The organism is Rhodobaculum claviforme (assembly GCF_016653255.1).
Classification (GTDB): domain Bacteria; phylum Pseudomonadota; class Alphaproteobacteria; order Rhodobacterales; family Rhodobacteraceae; genus Rhodobaculum; species Rhodobaculum claviforme.
Genome location: NZ_NHSD01000320.1, coordinates 12,420 through 28,137 on the forward strand (window position 1 = coordinate 12,420; position 15,718 = coordinate 28,137).

At 70.1% G+C, this 15,718-nt stretch carries 13 protein-coding genes and 1 riboswitch; of the genes, 4 read left to right on the forward strand and 9 right to left on the reverse strand.

Annotated elements, in window-relative coordinates; translation table 11 throughout:
- Window positions 1-38: 38 nt before the first annotated feature.
- From CCR87_RS15595 to bchF, 4 genes are read right to left on the reverse strand one after another with little or no spacing between them, the layout of a single operon-like run.
- Window positions 39-3,644, reverse strand: coding sequence for a magnesium chelatase subunit H (locus CCR87_RS15595; protein ID WP_201158460.1), 3,606 nt, complete (start codon window positions 3,642-3,644; stop codon window positions 39-41).
- The gene (gene bchB / locus CCR87_RS15600) at window positions 3,634-5,196 is read right to left on the reverse strand and encodes a ferredoxin:protochlorophyllide reductase (ATP-dependent) subunit B (RefSeq protein WP_201158461.1); all 1,563 of its coding nucleotides are present in this window, start codon (window positions 5,194-5,196) and stop codon (window positions 3,634-3,636) included. The genes CCR87_RS15595 and bchB overlap by 11 nt, the downstream gene beginning before the upstream one ends.
- Window positions 5,193-6,545, reverse strand: a complete 1,353-nt coding sequence (locus CCR87_RS15605; RefSeq protein ID WP_201158462.1) for a ferredoxin:protochlorophyllide reductase (ATP-dependent) subunit N — start codon at window positions 6,543-6,545, stop codon at window positions 5,193-5,195. Before CCR87_RS15605 ends, bchB begins: the two co-directional genes overlap by 4 nt.
- Window positions 6,542-7,051 (reverse strand): 2-vinyl bacteriochlorophyllide hydratase, encoded by a 510-nt coding sequence (gene bchF / locus CCR87_RS15610; protein ID WP_201158463.1) that lies wholly within the window; start codon window positions 7,049-7,051, stop codon window positions 6,542-6,544. Before bchF ends, CCR87_RS15605 begins: the two co-directional genes overlap by 4 nt.
- A 351-nt stretch (window positions 7,052-7,402) precedes the next feature.
- Between bchF and CCR87_RS15615 the strand changes: the two genes are divergently transcribed.
- The 3 genes from CCR87_RS15615 (at window position 7,403) to CCR87_RS15625 (ending at window position 10,628) form a co-directional block, all read left to right on the forward strand.
- On the forward strand, window positions 7,403-8,242 hold the full coding sequence (locus CCR87_RS15615; RefSeq protein ID WP_201158464.1) for a cobalamin B12-binding domain-containing protein: 840 nt from the start codon (window positions 7,403-7,405) through the stop codon (window positions 8,240-8,242).
- 96 nt (window positions 8,243-8,338) lie between these two features.
- Window positions 8,339-9,709, forward strand: a complete 1,371-nt coding sequence (gene ppsR / locus CCR87_RS15620) for a transcriptional regulator PpsR (protein WP_201158465.1) — start codon at window positions 8,339-8,341, stop codon at window positions 9,707-9,709.
- A gap of 52 nt (window positions 9,710-9,761) precedes the next feature.
- The gene (locus tag CCR87_RS15625) at window positions 9,762-10,628 is read left to right on the forward strand and encodes a branched-chain amino acid aminotransferase (protein WP_201158466.1); all 867 of its coding nucleotides are present in this window, start codon (window positions 9,762-9,764) and stop codon (window positions 10,626-10,628) included.
- 2 nt (window positions 10,629-10,630) lie between these two features.
- Here the strand turns inward: CCR87_RS15625 and CCR87_RS15630 are convergent, their stop codons facing one another.
- Window positions 10,631-11,248: a ribonuclease T2 family protein gene (locus tag CCR87_RS15630; protein WP_201158467.1), complete on the reverse strand. Its 618-nt coding sequence runs from the start codon at window positions 11,246-11,248 to the stop codon at window positions 10,631-10,633.
- Window positions 11,249-11,424: 176 nt separating this feature from the next.
- On the opposite strand from CCR87_RS15630, the gene CCR87_RS15635 reads away from it, so the two are divergent.
- Entirely contained in the window at window positions 11,425-12,201 is a 777-nt protein-coding gene (locus CCR87_RS15635; protein WP_201158468.1) for a DUF1013 domain-containing protein, read from the forward strand.
- Between the two features lie 218 nt (window positions 12,202-12,419).
- Here the strand turns inward: CCR87_RS15635 and thiD are convergent, their stop codons facing one another.
- The 4 genes from thiD to CCR87_RS15655 form a co-directional block, all read right to left on the reverse strand.
- Window positions 12,420-13,217 (reverse strand): bifunctional hydroxymethylpyrimidine kinase/phosphomethylpyrimidine kinase, encoded by a 798-nt coding sequence (gene thiD, locus CCR87_RS15640; RefSeq protein ID WP_201158469.1) that lies wholly within the window; start codon window positions 13,215-13,217, stop codon window positions 12,420-12,422.
- A complete protein-coding gene (gene thiE / locus CCR87_RS15645; protein ID WP_201158470.1) occupies window positions 13,214-13,855 on the reverse strand; it encodes a thiamine phosphate synthase in 642 nt (213 codons plus the stop codon). Before thiE ends, thiD begins: the two co-directional genes overlap by 4 nt.
- Window positions 13,852-14,637 carry a hydroxyethylthiazole kinase gene (gene thiM, locus CCR87_RS15650; RefSeq protein ID WP_201158471.1) on the reverse strand — a complete coding sequence of 262 codons (786 nt, stop codon included), beginning with the start codon at window positions 14,635-14,637 and terminating at the stop codon, window positions 13,852-13,854. Before thiM ends, thiE begins: the two co-directional genes overlap by 4 nt.
- 52 nt (window positions 14,638-14,689) lie before the next feature.
- Window positions 14,690-14,784: riboswitch (TPP riboswitch) on the reverse strand.
- Between the two features lie 682 nt (window positions 14,785-15,466).
- On the reverse strand, window positions 15,467-15,718 hold a 252-nt coding region (locus tag CCR87_RS15655; RefSeq protein ID WP_201158472.1), incomplete at its 5' end, for an integrase core domain-containing protein.

The window sequence follows — 15,718 nt, forward strand, 5'->3', positions numbered from 1 at the left end:
TTCTTCCCTGGCGGGCGGGGCGGTTCTGACGCCGTCCCTCATTCCGCCGCGATTCCTTCCAGCCGGTCCTCGATCTCGTCGGCGGCTGCCTGCAGGGCCGCGAGGGTCTCCTCGTCGGGCTGCCAGTAGTTGCGGTCGGACGCCTCCAGCAGGCGACCGGCCATGCGCGCGCTGGCCTTGGGGTTCAGATCCGCCAGACGCTTGCGCATCTCGGCGTCCAGAACGAACGTCTCGGACAGGCGCTGATAGACCCAAGGCTCGACCTGGCCCGTCGTCGCCGACCAGCCCAGCGTGTTGGTGACCTGCGCCTCGATCTGCCGGACCCCTTCGGAGCCGTGCTTGAGCATCCCCTCGAACCACTTGGGGTTGAGGCTGCGCGAGCGCGTCTCCAGCGCGACCTGTTCCTGCAGCGTGCGGACCTTGGCCGAGCCACGGGTCTGGTCGCCGATGTAGATCGCGGCGTCGGTGCCCCCGCGGGCGCGCTTCACGGCCCGCGCGATCCCGCCCAGCGTGTCGAAGTAATGGTCCACCGTGGTGACACCCAGTTCGACCGACTCGAGGTTCTGGTAGGCGATGTCGACATCCTTCAGCGCGCTCTGGAGCAGCTTCGGGTTGGCCTTGGCCTTGCCGTTGCGCCCATAGGCAAAGGACTTGCGCGCCTCGTAGGCATCCGCGAGGTCGTCCTCCTCGCCCCAGGCGGAGCTGTCGACCATCACGTTGACGTTCGACCCGTACGCGCCCTCGGCGTTGGAGAAGACGCGCAGGGCGGCGTCCTCGATGTCCACGCCCATCTTCGCGGCGTAGTCCTCGGCGTGGGCCTTGATGAAGTTCAGCTCGCGCGGCTCGTCCGCCGTGGCGGCCTTGTAGGCGGCCTCCGCCAGCATGCGCGTCTGCAGCGGCAGCAGGTCGCGGAAGATGCCCGAAAGCGTCATCACCACATCGACACGCGGGCGACCCAGCTCCTCCAGCGGGATCAGGTCGGCGCCCGACAGGCGGCCGAAGCTGTCGAAGCGCGGCTGCGCCCCCATCAGCGCCAGCGCCTGGGCGATCGGCACGCCGTCGGACTTGATGTTGTCCGAGCCCCACAGCACCAGCGCGACCGAGCGCGGCATCGTGGCGTGCGTTTCGATCAGCAGTGCGGCCTGCGACCGGCCCTCCTGCATCGCAAAGGCGGTGGGCATGCGGAACGGATCGAAGGCGTGGATGTTGCGCCCCGTCGGCATCACCTGCGGCGAGCGGATCAGATCGCCCCCCGGCACCGGCTTGATGAAGCGCCCGCCCAGCGCCCGCATGATCGCGGGCAGCTCATTTTCCTGGGCCAGCATGTGATCGACATGGGCCCGCGTCTCGGGGCTCTGGTCGGCCATCACCCGCAGGTATTCGGCGCGCTGATCCGCATCCATCGGCCGGCCCACGACGTGCAGCCCGTCGGGGATCAGCGCGTCCTCGGTCTCCAGCAGGGTCAGCCACAGCGTGTCGGGGTCCGACCCGTCCATGTCGACCGCCGCCGCCTGATCGGCGATCAGCGCGGCCAGATCGGCACGCTCACCCGCGTCCAGATCCAGCGAGCGCCAGCGCTTCACGCTGTCCTTGAGCTCCAGCAGCCCCTTGTAGAGGCCCGAGGCGGCCAGCGGCGGCGTCAGATGCGTCACCGTCACCGCGCCCACGCGGCGCTTGGCCAGCGTCGCCTCGGACGGGTTGTTGGAGGCATAGAGATACACGTTGGGCATGTCGCCGATCAGCCGGTCCGGCCAGTCCGCGGCCCCCATGCCCGACTGCTTGCCCGGCATGAACTCCAACGCGCCATGCATGCCGAAATGCAGCACCACGTCGGCGGCGAAGTTGTTCTTCAGCCAGAGATAGAAGGCGGAGAAGGCATGCGTCGGCGCGAAGCCCTTCTCGAACAGCAACCGCATCGGGTCGCCTTCGTAGCCGAAGGTGGGCTGGATGCCGACAAAGACCTTGCCGAACTGCGCGCCCAGGATGAACACCCCGCGCCCGTCCGACCGGATGCGCCCCGGCGCCGGGCCCCAGACCGCCTCGATCTCCTTGAGCCAGGGCGTGCCGCGCACGATGTCGTCGGCGGGCACATGGGCTGCCACATTGGCCTCCTGGCCCAGCGCTTCGGCATTGCCCTCCAGAACGGCGGTGCGCAGCGCCTCGACGGTGGCGGGGGGCTCCAGGTCGTAGCCCTCGGCCTTCATGCGGTGCAGCGTGTTGAACAGCGATTCAAAGACGTTGAGGTACGCCGCCGTGCCCACGGCCCCCGCATTGGGCGGAAAGCCGAACAGCACCACCGCCACCTTGCGCTCGGCGGTGCGCTGCCGACGCAGGCGGGTCAGACGCTCGATCCTTGCTGCCAGCCGCTCGATCCGCTCCGGGCAGGCGGCCATGGCCCGCGTGGCGCAGGGGTTGTGGCACCCCTCCTTGCAGCCCTTGCAGGCCACCTCGCCGTGCCGGCCCGCGAAAACGGTGGGATTGGTCGCGCCGTCGATCTCGGGCAGGGCGATCAGCATCGTCGTCTCGACCGGGCCAAGCCCCTGGCCCGACTCCGCCCACTGGGCCAGCGTCTGGAACTCCAGCGGATGCGCCGCGACATACGGCACGTCGAGGGCGGACAGCACCTCCACGGCCGCGTCGCTGTCGTTGTAGGCCGGGCCGCCGATCAGGCTGAACCCCGTGAGCGACACCATCGTGTCAATCCGCACGCCGCCGGCGTCACGGAAATACGCCTCGATCGCGGGGCGGCCGTCCAGGCCACCGGCGAACCCGGGGATCACGCGCAGGCCGCGGTCCTCCAGCGCGCGGATGGCGGCATCGTAATGCGCCGTGTCGCCGGCCAGGATATAGCTGCGCAGCATCAGGATGCCCACCGTGCCCACGGGGGCGGCCGGCGCCGGCAGATCCTCCAGCCGCGTGGTGATGCGGTCGGGCAGGTCGGGGTGGTAAAGCCCCACATCGGGATAGTCGATCGGGGCCGCGGACTTCACCCCGCGCCAGCGCGCCTCGTGGGCGTAGCGCGAGATCAGGAAGCGGATCATCTGCTCGACGTTGTCGTCGGACCCGCCCAGCCAGTACTGCATGGTCAGGAACCAGGCGCGCAGGTCCTGCGCCTTGCCGGGAATGAACCGCAGGATCTTGGGCAGGCGGCGCAGCATCGCCATCTGCTTTTCACCCGATTGCGGCTTGGCGGGGTTGTCGCCCTTGGCGCCGCCGCGCAGCTTCTTCAACAGCCCCATCAGCCCCGAGGCGGGCTTGGACATGTCCAGATCGCCCATCCGGGTCAGCCGCACGACCTCGCCGTCGGCGATCACGCCGATCATGGCGTCGCAGTCGTCGCGCCGGGCCTTCAGCTGCGGCAGGATCGCCTGCACATGCTCCTCGATGAACAGAAGGTTCGCGACGATGATGTCGCCCTGCATGACGTCGCGGCGGGCGGCCTCCAGCGCGGCGGGGTTCTCGGCCCACTGCGCGGCCGCATGGACGGTGACCGTCAGCCCGGGAAAGTCCTTCGCGAGCCGCTCGGACACCCGCGCCGCGGGCCCCGCGGCATGGGCATCAAGGGTAACGATTACGATGTGATAGCCGGGCGTCGGTTCGCCGCCGGTGCCATCGCTCGAACGGGTAAAGATGTCATCGCGCATAGTGGGCCTTCGCCTCATAGAGCGTGTCCACGCTGATTTCCGTCACGCCGCGTTCCGCGGCATAGCGTTCGGTGTTGCGTCGGGCCTTGCCGCGCACGAAGAAGGGGATCTTCTTCAACTCGCTCTCGGCCGTCGGCAGCCAGACGACCTCCACGCTCGACGGTTGCGCGGGCGTGGCCTGCGTGGGGGCGGGATCGGCGGGGGCCTCCGGCTCCGCCTCGGCGCGCTCCATCGGCTTGGGGGAGTGGCCGCCGTGGTGCGACGGGCCGGCCGCATCGTGGAACTCGAAGTCGTCGCGGAACATGTGCAGGAGGTGCTCCTCCAGCCCCATGACCAGCGGGTGCACCCAGGTGTCGAAAATGACGTTCGCACCTTCCCAGCCCATCTGCGGCGAGTACCGCGCGGGGAAGTCCTGGACGTGGACGGGCGCCGAGATCACCGCGCAGGGGATGCCCAGCCGCTTGCCGATGTGGCGCTCCATCTGGGTGCCGAGGATCATCTCCGGGGCGGCGGCCTCGATCGCAGCCTCGACCTCCAGATAGTCGTCGGAAATCAGCGCCTCGAGACCGTAGTCCCTGGCCAGCGCGCGCAGCGGACGGGCCATCTCGCGGTTGTAGCAGCCCATGCCGACGACCTCGAAGCCCATCTCGTCGCGGGCGATGCGGGCGGCGGCGGCGACGTGGGTGCCGTCGCCGAACAGGAACACCCGCTTGCCGGTCAGATAGGTCGAATCGACCGACCGCGACCACCACGGCAGCCGCAGGCGGCTTTCATCCGCGCGCACCGGCAGGCCGGTGATCTTCGACACCTCGGCCAGGAAATCGCGGGTGGCACCGACACCGATGGGCACGGTGCGCGTGAACGGCAGCTTCAGGTCGCGCTCCATCCAGCGGGCGGCGGCCTCGGCATGCTCGGGGTACATCAGGACGTTGAAATGCGCCTGGCCCAGCTTCGTCAGGTCCTCGGGCGTGGCACCCATGGGGCCGACCACGTTCACCTTGATGCCCATGTCATTGAGCAGCGCGGTGACTTCCACCACGTCGTCGCGGTGGCGAAAGCCAAGCCCGGTGGGGCCGATCAGGTTCGCCGTGACCTGCGCGGTCTTCTCCATCGGCCTGGCCAGCGCCCGCACGATCTGGAAGAACGTCTCGTCGGTGCCGAAGTTTTCCTTGCGCTGATAGGACGGCAGCTCCAGCGGGATCACCGGCACCGGGATGCCCATCGTCTCGGCCAGGCCCCCGGGGTCGTCCTGGATCAGCTCGGCGGTGCAGGACGCGCCGACGATCATCGCCTGCGGCTTGAAGCGGTCATAGGCGTCCTGGGCGGCCTTCTTGAACAGCCCGGCCGTGTCGGACCCCAGATCGCGCGCCTGGAAGGTCGTGTAGGTCACCGGCGGGCGATGGTCGCGGCGCTCGATCATGGTGAACAGGAGGTCGGCATAGGTGTCGCCCTGGGGCGCGTGCAGCACATAGTGCAGCCCCTTCATGCCGGTGGCGACGCGCATGGCGCCGACATGCGGCGGCCCTTCATAGGTCCAGACGGTCAGTTTCATGCGCTGCCCTCTTCGCCGGCGGGCGCCATCCGGCCGGTCGCACGCCCCATGGCGCCGCCGGCAACGCCGCCGTTCAGGTCCTTCAGGATGCCGTGCCGCCGCAGCGGCCGCGAGAAGAGGCCGGCCAGGTCGGCGGCCTGCTCGTAGAAATGCACCGGGGTGAACACCAGCTCGATGGCCCATTTGGTGGCCAGCCCCTCGGCCTCCAGCGGGTTGGCCAGCCCCAGCCCGCACACCGTCAGGTCGGGACGCGAAGCCCGCGCCCGATCCAGCTGCAGGTCCACGTCCTGCCCCTCGGAAAGCACCGGCCCCTCGGCCATCAGGTCCAGATCCGGGCCCACGATCTGCTTGTGGATGTAGGGCGCGCCGACCTCCAGCGCCTCCATGCCGCATTCGCGGGTCAGGAAGCGCGCCAGCGGGATCTCCAGCTGGCTGTCGGGAAAGAAGAAGATGGTCTTGCCGCGCAGCCCCTCGGCCACCGTCGCGATGGCCTTGCGGGCGCGGGCCCGGGGTGCATCGGTGGCGCGGGCGAAGGTCTCGGCGTCCACGCCGAACTCGGCCGCGATGGCGGCGAGCCAGGCGGTCGTACCCTCCTCGCCGAAGGGGAAGGGCGCGGGGATGTGGCGGGCGCCACGGCGCTCCAGCACCTGGGTGGTCTCGCCCAGGAACGGCTGGGTCAGCGCGAACACGGTGTTCGGCCCGACGCTGGGGATGTCCTCGGAGCGGCGGGCGGGCAGGACGCGGACGGGGGTGACGCCCATGGCGGCCAGCAGGCCCAGCATCTGATCCTCGACCACATCCGGCAGGGCGCCCACGACCAGCAGCTCGCGCGCGTCGGTCTCCGGCAGCACCGGCACCATCGACGCAAGGCAGGCGTCCTCGCCCTCGGTGAAGGTCGTCTCGATGCCCGAGCCGGAGTAGTTGAGGACACGCACATGCGGCGCGTGCGCCTGCGTCATCCGCTCGGCCGCGCGGCTCAGGTCCAACTTGATGACCTCCGACGGGCAGGACCCCACGAGGAACAGCTGCCGGATATCGGGGCGCCGCGCCAGCAGGCGGGCGACCACGTCGTCAAGCTCGTCCTGCGCGTCGGCCATCCCGGCGAGGTCGGTTTCCTCCAGGATCGCCGTGCCGAAGCGCGGCTCGGCAAAGATCATGACGCCGGCGGCCGACTGCAGCAGATGCGCGCAGGTGCGCGACCCCACCACCAGGAAGAAGGCGTCCTGCATCTTGCGGTGCAGCCAGATGATCCCGGTCAGGCCGCAGAACACCTCGCGCTGGCCGCGCTGCTTGAGGATGGGGGTGTTGCCGCAGCCGCGGACGGGGGGCGTGGGGGTGTGATGGGTCATGCCGCCACTCCTTGGGTTGCGGCGCGGGTCTGCGCCTCCTGGAGGCGGGCCATGCGCAACTTCCACACGAACTGGACGGCGTTGACGACATAGGCGCCATAGGCCGCCAGCGCGATCCACATCTGGGTGTCGGTCGGCCAGGCCGCGAACAGCGCCCACAGGTACAGCGTGTGCAGCGCGATCACCGCCATGGAGACCACGTCCTCCCAGAAGAAGGCAGGCGCGAACAGGTACTTGCCGAACACGACCTTCTCCCAGATCGCGCCGGTGACCATGATCGTGTAGAGCAGCAGCGTCTTGAGCACGATGGACCCGGTCGCGAGCCAGTAGCCCTCGCCCGTCATCAGGTATCGAATCACCAGCACCAGCGAGACGGCGAACACCAGGAACTGGACCGGCGCGAGGATGCCCTGCACCAGCGTCCAGACCGTGGTGTCCCGGCGCACCCGCTCCTCAGGGGTGTAGAGCCCCGAGGTCGCCTTTGTGCCACGTGCGTTCGACGCCATTGTCCCCTCCGCATTCCTGTCTGTGGATCAGGTTAGCGTTCCGTGCCCGACTGTCAATTGAAACTTACACTCTTGCGGTGCCATAAATGGACACTTGCCCCACCGCACCACCCGGGCCGGATCGGTTTGACCCCTTTAATACATGGAAAACGCAGTCGCAGGCCGCCTTGGTGGCCGACGGTATGCCGCCAGCTGTCAATTTGCTTTGACATCCCCAAAGGGCTGCCGCAAAGTGGAGACGAGGTCGGCAACGGCCTGGCCGAGTCCCTCCCTCCCATCCCACCGGGCGGAGGGGGAATCGCCCCGCCGCCACGGCGGCCACCGCATCCGAAGGCCGGAGGGACAATGCCCATGCCGCCGAATCTCGCCCCGAGGCAGCCCGCCACCGACACGGAGGGCCGGACCGACCCCCGCGGCAATCGCGCCGACGCGTCACCCGCCGCGTCGGTGCACGAGCGCGTGCTCGCCTCCGTGGCCGCGCGCATCTGCACCGCCACGCCGGCGCGCGACGACAGCCCGGCCTCGTGCCTGACGATGCTGTGCGATGCGGTCGTGACGTCCGATGCCGCGCTGGACACCGCCTTTGCCACGCTGCGCCGGGTCCACGGGCTGGGGGACGAGGACATCGTGGACTGCTACATCCCCGCCGCCGCCTGCCAGCTGGGCGACGACTGGACCGAAAACCGACGCAGCTTCGCCGAAGTGACCATCGGCACCGCCCGTCTGATCGCCGCCGTGCGCAGGCTGAGCGAACGCTGGGCCGCCGACGGCGTCGCGGACTGGCGCGCGCCCAGTATGGCGATGGTCGTCCCCGAGGCCGAGCAGCACCGCCTGGGCGCGATGATCGCCGCCAGCCGGTTCCGGCGGCTGGGTGTCTCGGTGCAGATGCTTCTGGGCCGCCCCGACGCCGAGGTGGTCGCCTGCATCCATGACGGCGATTTCGATTTCGTGAGCTTCTCGCTTGCCACCCATGAAAGGGTTGAACAGACCCGTCGGCTGATCCACATGCTGCGACAGAATGTGACACCTCTCCCGCCCATCGTCGTCGGGGGCGCCGTTGGGATCAGCAGTGATGAGATCAAGGCACAGCTCGGGGTCGACCATGTCGCCTCCGATCCCGAGGAAGCGCTGGCCATGTGCGGCGTGAGCGTACCGAAGCGCGCCGCCGGTCGTGCCCGGGCGAAAACCTGAGGCACCGTGAGTGTGGATCGATTTGATGGGGGAACCGTGACACCGCGAGGCACCAGATACTGGAGCAGCGGCTCGATTCCCCTGATCGCGCCGGAGATGCTGGGTGACATCATCGCCTCGGCCTCCGATCTCGCCATCGTGGTGAGCGAGGAGGGCGCGGTGCTGTCGATCCTCGCCAATGCCGCACAGCGCGGCCTGCAACGGCTGGTCAGCTGGGAAGGCACCGACCTGCGCGATCACCTGACCGCCGAAAGCCTGCCGAAGTTCGAGGCGCAGATGGCCGCCATCGCCCGGGGCGACGGCAAGGGCGTGGCGGTGGAGATCAACCACACCGACCCCGCGCTGTCGGAATTCCCCGTGCGCTATACCTTCCACCGGATCGGGCCGGACGGCGCAATCCTGATGCTGGGCCGCGACCTGCGCCCGGTGGCGGAGATGCAGCAGCAGCTCATCAAGGCGCAGATGGCGCTGGAGCGCGACTACGAGGCGCAGCGCGAATTCGACACCCGCTACCGCGTGCTGATGGAGCGCACGCAGGACGCGATGGTGTTCGTGTCGCTGGCCACGGGCCGGATCACCGACGCCAATTCCGCCGCCGGGCAGCTGCTGGGTGCGCCGCGCGGCGATCTGATCGGCAACGCCTTTCCCGCGGAATTCGACACCCGCAAGCGCGGCGAGGTCATGGAGAGCCTCGCCAACCTCGCGCTGGACGAGGCGCCGGGCAGCGTGGACCTGACCAGCCGCCGCCAGCGCCAGGCGCTGCGGGTCACGCCCACGATGTTCCGCGCCGCCGGCGAACGCGTGATGCTGTGCCGGATCGAGCGCGCCGAGACCGTCGGCGAAACCGTCACCGACGAATTGCAGCAGAATCTCGCGGCGCTCTATCGCACCGGGGTGGACGCCATCGCATTCACCGACCGCGACGGGGTGATCCGCTCGGCCAACACGGCGTTTCTGAACCTTGCGGACGCGGCGCATGCCAGCACGGTCAAGGGCCGGTCGCTGGCGGATTTCCTCGTGCGCGGGTCGGTCGACCTCAAGGTGATGCTGGAGAACACCACCCGGGCGGGGCAGCTGCGGATGTACGCCACCCGCCTGCGCAGCGCGGTCGGCAGCGAGGTCGCGGTGGAGGTGTCGGCGACATGGCTCGATGACGCCGCATTCCCCGCGATCGTGTTCGTGCTGCGCGACGCCAGCCGCGCCGAGGCGATGCGCACCCCCGGCGCCACCATGTCCGACGACGCGGTGCGCAGCGTGATGGAGCTTGTGGGCTCCGCCACCCTGAAGGACATCGTGGCCGAGACGACCGACGTGGTCGAGAAGATGTGCATCGAGACGGCGGTGGAGCTGACGCGCAACAACCGCGTGGCCGCCGCCGAGATGCTGGGCCTCAGCCGCCAGAGCCTGTATGTGAAGCTGCGCAAGTATGGCCTGCTTCACCGCGGCGCCACCACCGACGAGGACTGACGCGCCCCGCCGCCCCCCGTGCGGCCGCGGGCCCGCACAACAAGAGGGCGCCATGGCCATCACCCCCAAAGGCGACGTCGCCACCTGGACCCCCGAGGCCGGCTGGCGCGCGGGAAACCACCCCGTGATGGGCGCGGCGGATCACGCCGCCTGGCTCGGCAGCGGGGTGTTCGACGGCGCGCGGCAGTTCGACGGCCGTCGACCCGATCTGGACCTGCATGCCGCGCGCATCGTCGGCTCGGCCAGCGCCATGGGCTTTGCCGCCCCCGTCACCGCCGATCATATCCGCGGTGTGCTGGAGGAAGGCTGCAAGCTGTTCGCCCCCGGTGCGGCGCTGTACCTGCGGCCGATGATGTGGGCGCGCGACAGCGGCGCGGGGGTGATCGACCTCGACCCCGGCTCGGGCTATTTCTGCGCCTGCATCGAGGCGATGCCGATGCCCGAGCCGGGCGGCTTCTCGCTCACCGTCTCGCCCTGGCGCCGGCCGCGGCCCGACATGGCGGTGACGGATGCCAAGGCCGCGGCGCTTTATGCCAACAACGGCCGCATCATGGCCGAGGCCCGCGCGCGCGGCTTTTCCAACGCGCTGTCGCTGGACCCCGACGGCAATGTCGCCGAAACCGCCTCGACCAACGTCTTTCTGGTGCGCGACGGCGAGGTGTTCACGCCGGTGCCCAACGGCACCTTCCTGGCCGGGCTGACCCGCGCCCGGGTGATCGGGCTGTTGCGCGACGACGGCGTGGCGGTGCACGAAACCACCCTCACGGTCGACGACTTCGCCACCGCCGAGGAGATCTTCGTCACCGGCAACATCGCCAAGGTGATGCCCGTCGCCCGATTCGAGGCGCGCGCCCTCACCTCGGGTCCCGTCGCCGCCCGGGCACGCGCGCTTTACTGGGACTGGGCGCACGGCAGCTGACATCAGGGCCGCGGCGTCACCTCCAGCGGCCCGGAACAGGCGCGCGCCCGCACATCCGCCCCGCAGGGCCGCGGGTCAAGCGTCGGCGTCAGGCAGATCCGCACCTCGGCCAGGCGCCCCTGGCGGCAGGTGACCACCAGGCCGTCCGCCCCGATCCCCGGATTGGCTGCGCGCACCGCATCGGCGATGTCCTGCGCCGTGGCCGCACCCGCGCCCACCTCCGGCAGCGTCACCCGCACCAGCGCCGCGCGGGTCTGCGCGAAATATGCCTGCGCGGTCAGTCCCGAACAGCGCCCATGCTTGCGCCACTGGTGCCACGCCAGCCCCGCGCTGCCCATGATGTCGACCATCGCCGCCGTCTGGCCGCGCGAAGGGTCGCGCGCGGTGGTGGCGCAATACTCCGGCCAGCCGCGCGCGTGCTGCGGCCACAGCCCGTGCACCATCCAGCCGGTGTCCGCGCCGGGATCGCAGCGTGCATCGCCGCGCGCGGCCCCCTCGAAGTGGCACCAGGCGGGTGTCCAGCTGAGTGCGAGCAGGTAGTGGTCGAACTCCGCGGCGGCCGCGCGCCCGCCCGGCGCCACCACCAGACCCACCACCACCGCCAAGCACAGCCAGCGCATTTCCACTTCCCTCCCTGCCGCGATGGACGTATATGCTTCAGCATCCCCGAAAGCGAGGATCGGCGGCCCGCGGGCTGCGGACCGGGTTCCCGGCCTCGGCACGGGCATTTCACCTCGCCCGCGCGCGGGCAGTCCAGGCCCGGTCGGACCGCGGGCCAGAACACGAAGGAGGCCCCATGACCAAGCCGCTCATGGCCAGGGCGACCGCCGTCTGGCTGGTCGACAACACCACGCTCAGCTTCAAGCAGATCGGCGATTTCTGCGGGATGCACGAGCTGGAGGTGCAGGGCATCGCCGACGGCGACGTGGCCGCGGGCGTCAAGGGCTTCGACCCGATCACCAACAACCAGCTTGACCAGATCGAGATCGAGCGCGGCCAGGCCAACCCGGCCTACAGCCTGCGCCTCAAGCACAACCCCGCCGCCGCCGGCGAGGAGAAGCGCCGCGGTCCGCGCTATACCCCGCTGTCCAAGCGCCAGGACCGGCCGGCCGCGATCTACTGGCTGGTGAAGTTCCACCCCGAGCTGTCGGACGGCCAGATCTCCAAGCTGGTGGGCACCACCAAGCCCACGATCCAGTCGATCCGCGAGCGCACGCACTGGAACATCGCCAACATCCAGCCCATCGATCCCGTCGCCCTGGGCCTGTGCAAGCAGACCGAGCTGGACCGCATCGTCCAGCAGGCCGCCAAGAAGAAGGCCGCCGAGGGCGGGCTGATGACCGACGATGAGCGCCGCAAGCTGGTGTCCACCGAGACGTCGCTGGGCATGAGCGCGGAGCCGCGCCTGCCCGCCTCCATCGCGGGCCTGGAGAACTTCAGCCTCAGCGAGCCCGAGGAAAAGCGTGACACCGCCGATTACTCGGACGCCGAGAGCTTCTTCAACCTGCCCGACGACCCGAAGGACAGCGACGACGAGGATGACGACGACGCGGACAGCCGCAACCGCCGCTGATCCCGCCCGCCGGTCCGCACCGGCCGCGACCCACGGTGGCCCGGCTGTGCCCAGGCCACGCCGCTGGGGTTGGTGGTGCGGGATGCCCGGCCGCCGTCAGCACGGCTGAAGCCAGCCTGGCCCGGCCGTTCTGCGCCCGCCATCCCGGTGATGGCGGGACCGAGGGCTTGTGTGGGCGCGCCCTCGGCTTGACGCGCAGGACGCGGCGCCCGCGCGGGTCATGGCTGCCGGTCGTGGAAGTGATGCGTGGGGCCATGCCCGCCCCCAACCGTCAGGCGATCGGCGGCGGCGATGGCGGCGGCGGTATAGCTCTTGGCCGCGCGCGCGGCCGCCATCGGCAACAGGCCCAGCGCCAGATGCGTCGCCAGCGCCGCCGACAGCGTGCAGCCGGTGCCGTGGGTGTTGGCCGTGGCATGGCGTGGCCCGTCGATCCGCTCGATGCCCGCCGCGGTCGCCAGCAGGTCCGGGCTGTCCCCGGTCGCCAGATGCCCCCCCTTCAGCAGCACCGCCCCCGGCCCGAGCGCCAGGAGCGCGCGGGCCTGGTCCTCCATCCCGGCCAGATCGCACGCCTCCGCCCCGCCCAGAAGGTCGGCGGCTTCGGGCAGGTTGGGGGTGATGACCGCCGCGCGCGGCACCAGCACGGCACGCAGGGCGGCCACCGCTTCCTCGGCCAGCAGCCGGTCGCCGCCCTTGGCCACCATCACCGGATCGAGGACGACGGGCGCCGCCAGCCCCTCCAGCGCGTCGGCCACAGCCGCGATGATGGCCGCGGTGCCAAGCATCCCGATCTTGACCGCATCGATGCGGATGTCGGCGCGGATCGCGGCGATCTGGGCTGCGACCATGTCGGGGTCCACCAGCGCCACCCGCGCCACGCCCCGCGTGTTCTGTGCCGTCAGCGCGGTGATCGCGGCCATGGCATAGCCGCCATTGGCCGAGATCGCCTTGATGTCGGCCTGGATGCCGGCCCCGCCCGACGGATCGGAGCCTGCGATGGACAGGATGTTGGGGATCATGGCTGCGCCTCCTCCTGGGTCCAGTCATCACACAGGGCGCGGGTCGCGGCCTCGGGGTCGGGCGCGCGGGTGACGGCCGAGACGACGGCCATGCCCACGCATCCCGCCGCCCGCACCCGCGCCGCGTCCCCCGGGCCCAGGCCGCCGATCGCCACCACCGGACAGGGCGCCGCCGCCACGATCCGCGCCAGCCCGCCAAAACCGATGGGCGGGGCGTGGTCGGGCTTGCTGGCGGTCGCGCGCACCGGTCCGGCGCCGATGTGATCCACCACGCCGGGCGGCAGGGCGCGCAGTTGCGCGGGGTCTTCGACCGACAGGCCCAGGACCATGTCGGGGCCGATGCGGGCGCGCACGACCGCCGGGTCGCCATCGCCCTGGCCGATGTGCAGGCCGACGCGCGGGCCCAGCGCGGTCGCCACCGCCACCCGATCATTCAGGATCAGCCGCACATCCGCTGGCAGCACCGCCAGCAGCGCGCGCGCCAGCGCCGCGAATTCCGCGTCCGTGGCGGTCTTGTGGCGCAACTGCACCGCGCCCGCGCCGCCGCGCGCCGCCGCCAGCGCCTGGTCGGTCACGGAGAGCGCCGCGCCCGGATCGGTCACGACATAGATCGGGCCGGGCACCGCGCGCCCGGTCATGCCGGGGTGATCCGGGCACCGGCGGCCAGATCGCCCGGCCCGATCGCCGCCAGCGCATCCAGGAACCCCACCTGAAAGCTGCCGGGCCCGGCGGCCGTCACCGCCGCGCGTTCCCCCGCCAGACCGTAGTAGGCCAGCGCCGCCGCCACCGCCTCCAGCGGCGGCTGGTCGACCGCGAACGCCGCCACCACCCCGGTCAACGAACAGCCCAGCACCGTGACCCGTGCCATCAGCGGATGGCCATTGGCCACGCGGAATGCCCGCTGGCCGTCGGTGACGAAGTCCACCGGGCCGGTGGCCGCCACAACGCCGCCGGTACGGGTGGCGAGCGCACGGGCGGCGTCCTCGGCGGCCTCCACGGTGTCGCCGGCGTCCACCCCGCGCGCGGCCCCGCCCATGCCCGCCAGCGTCAGGATCTCGGATGCGTTGCCACGGATGATGGTGGGCCGCGCCGCCACCAGCCGCGCCGCCAGGTCGCGGCGGAACGCCGTCGCGGCCACCCCCACGGGATCCATCGCCCAGGGCCTGTCCGCCGCCGCCATCACCGCGGCGGCCTCCAGCATCGCCGCGCCCCATGCCGGGTCGGCAGTGCCGATGTTGACCGTCAGCGCCTGCGCAAGGGCGGCGAACTCGGCGGCCTCCTCCCGCGCATGGACCATGGCAGGGGCGGCGCCGGCGGCCAGCAGGACATTGGCCATCACGTTCATCGCGACGAAATTGGTGATGTTGTGCACCAGCGGCGCGGTGGCGCGCATCCGCGCCAGATGGTCTGCGGGGTTCATCCGTGCCTCCCTCCCGGGCGGAGGGGCGGAAACCCGGGGGGGCGCGCAAGCCCGTCCGTGTTCCGCGACTTCCTCCGCCGGCATGATCCGGTTCAGGTTCAAAGGGTCCGTCTCAGCCCACCATGGCGGGCGCCCCTGTCGCACCGGCCTGCGTGCCGTCCGGCGCGGGGCTTGTCAACCGGGCTGTTGTCGCGCGCGGGGGCGCGGGGTATACACGGCGCCGGAGGTGGAGTCTGCGTAGCTCAGCTGGATAGAGCACAGGATTCCTGGTTGCAAAATTGGGCGTTGCGCGCGGAAACGGCGCAACGGATCTGCTCAAAGTCGGGGAAAGCTGCGGCGCACGCGCCATGCCGATCCCGAGCCAAGCCCCCGCCGGGGGAAGGTGTAGAGACTGGACGGGCAGCACCTACAGGCCCCCGGGCCCAGGGTGAAGGGACAGTCCAGACCACGAACGCCCGCCCGAACACTGGCGGCGGCGGCGAAAGCCGAAGTGGTACGAATCCTGGGGCCGTGGGTTCGAATCCCGCCGCGGACACCACCTCCGATTCTCATGCGTCCCAGTGCGAAAATAGTAGAATATTTTCAACTACTGAGTTGCAGTATGCAAGTCATGTGACCCAGTGCATCCGATGATCTGACGGTAGATTTGACGGTAGCGGGATTTGAGGCGATACCGTCCGGGATGATGCGGAAGACCCCTAACTGTCGCTGTGAACTGGTTTTCAAGAAAAAATTTAAACTAGGAGGCTTTGATATGAGTGTTCAAGTTACAGTTCCCCATCCTGACTTTTGAACCGCGCCGGGTTTGTCGGAGGCTGATTTCATTTAGTTACGCGGCCATGGGTTCAGTTTCCAGAGCAGCGTAGAAGTTTGCCTCGGCTTCGGCTGGCGGTATATTCCCGATGGGCTCCAGCAGACGGCGGTTGTTGAACCAGTCGACCCATTCCAGCGTGTCGTATTCGACGGCCTCGAAGCTGCGCCAAGGTCCGCGGCGGTGGATGACCTCCGCCTTGAACAGGCCGTTGATCGTCTCGGCCAGTGCATTGTCATAGCTGTCGCCGACGCTGCCGACCGAGGGCTC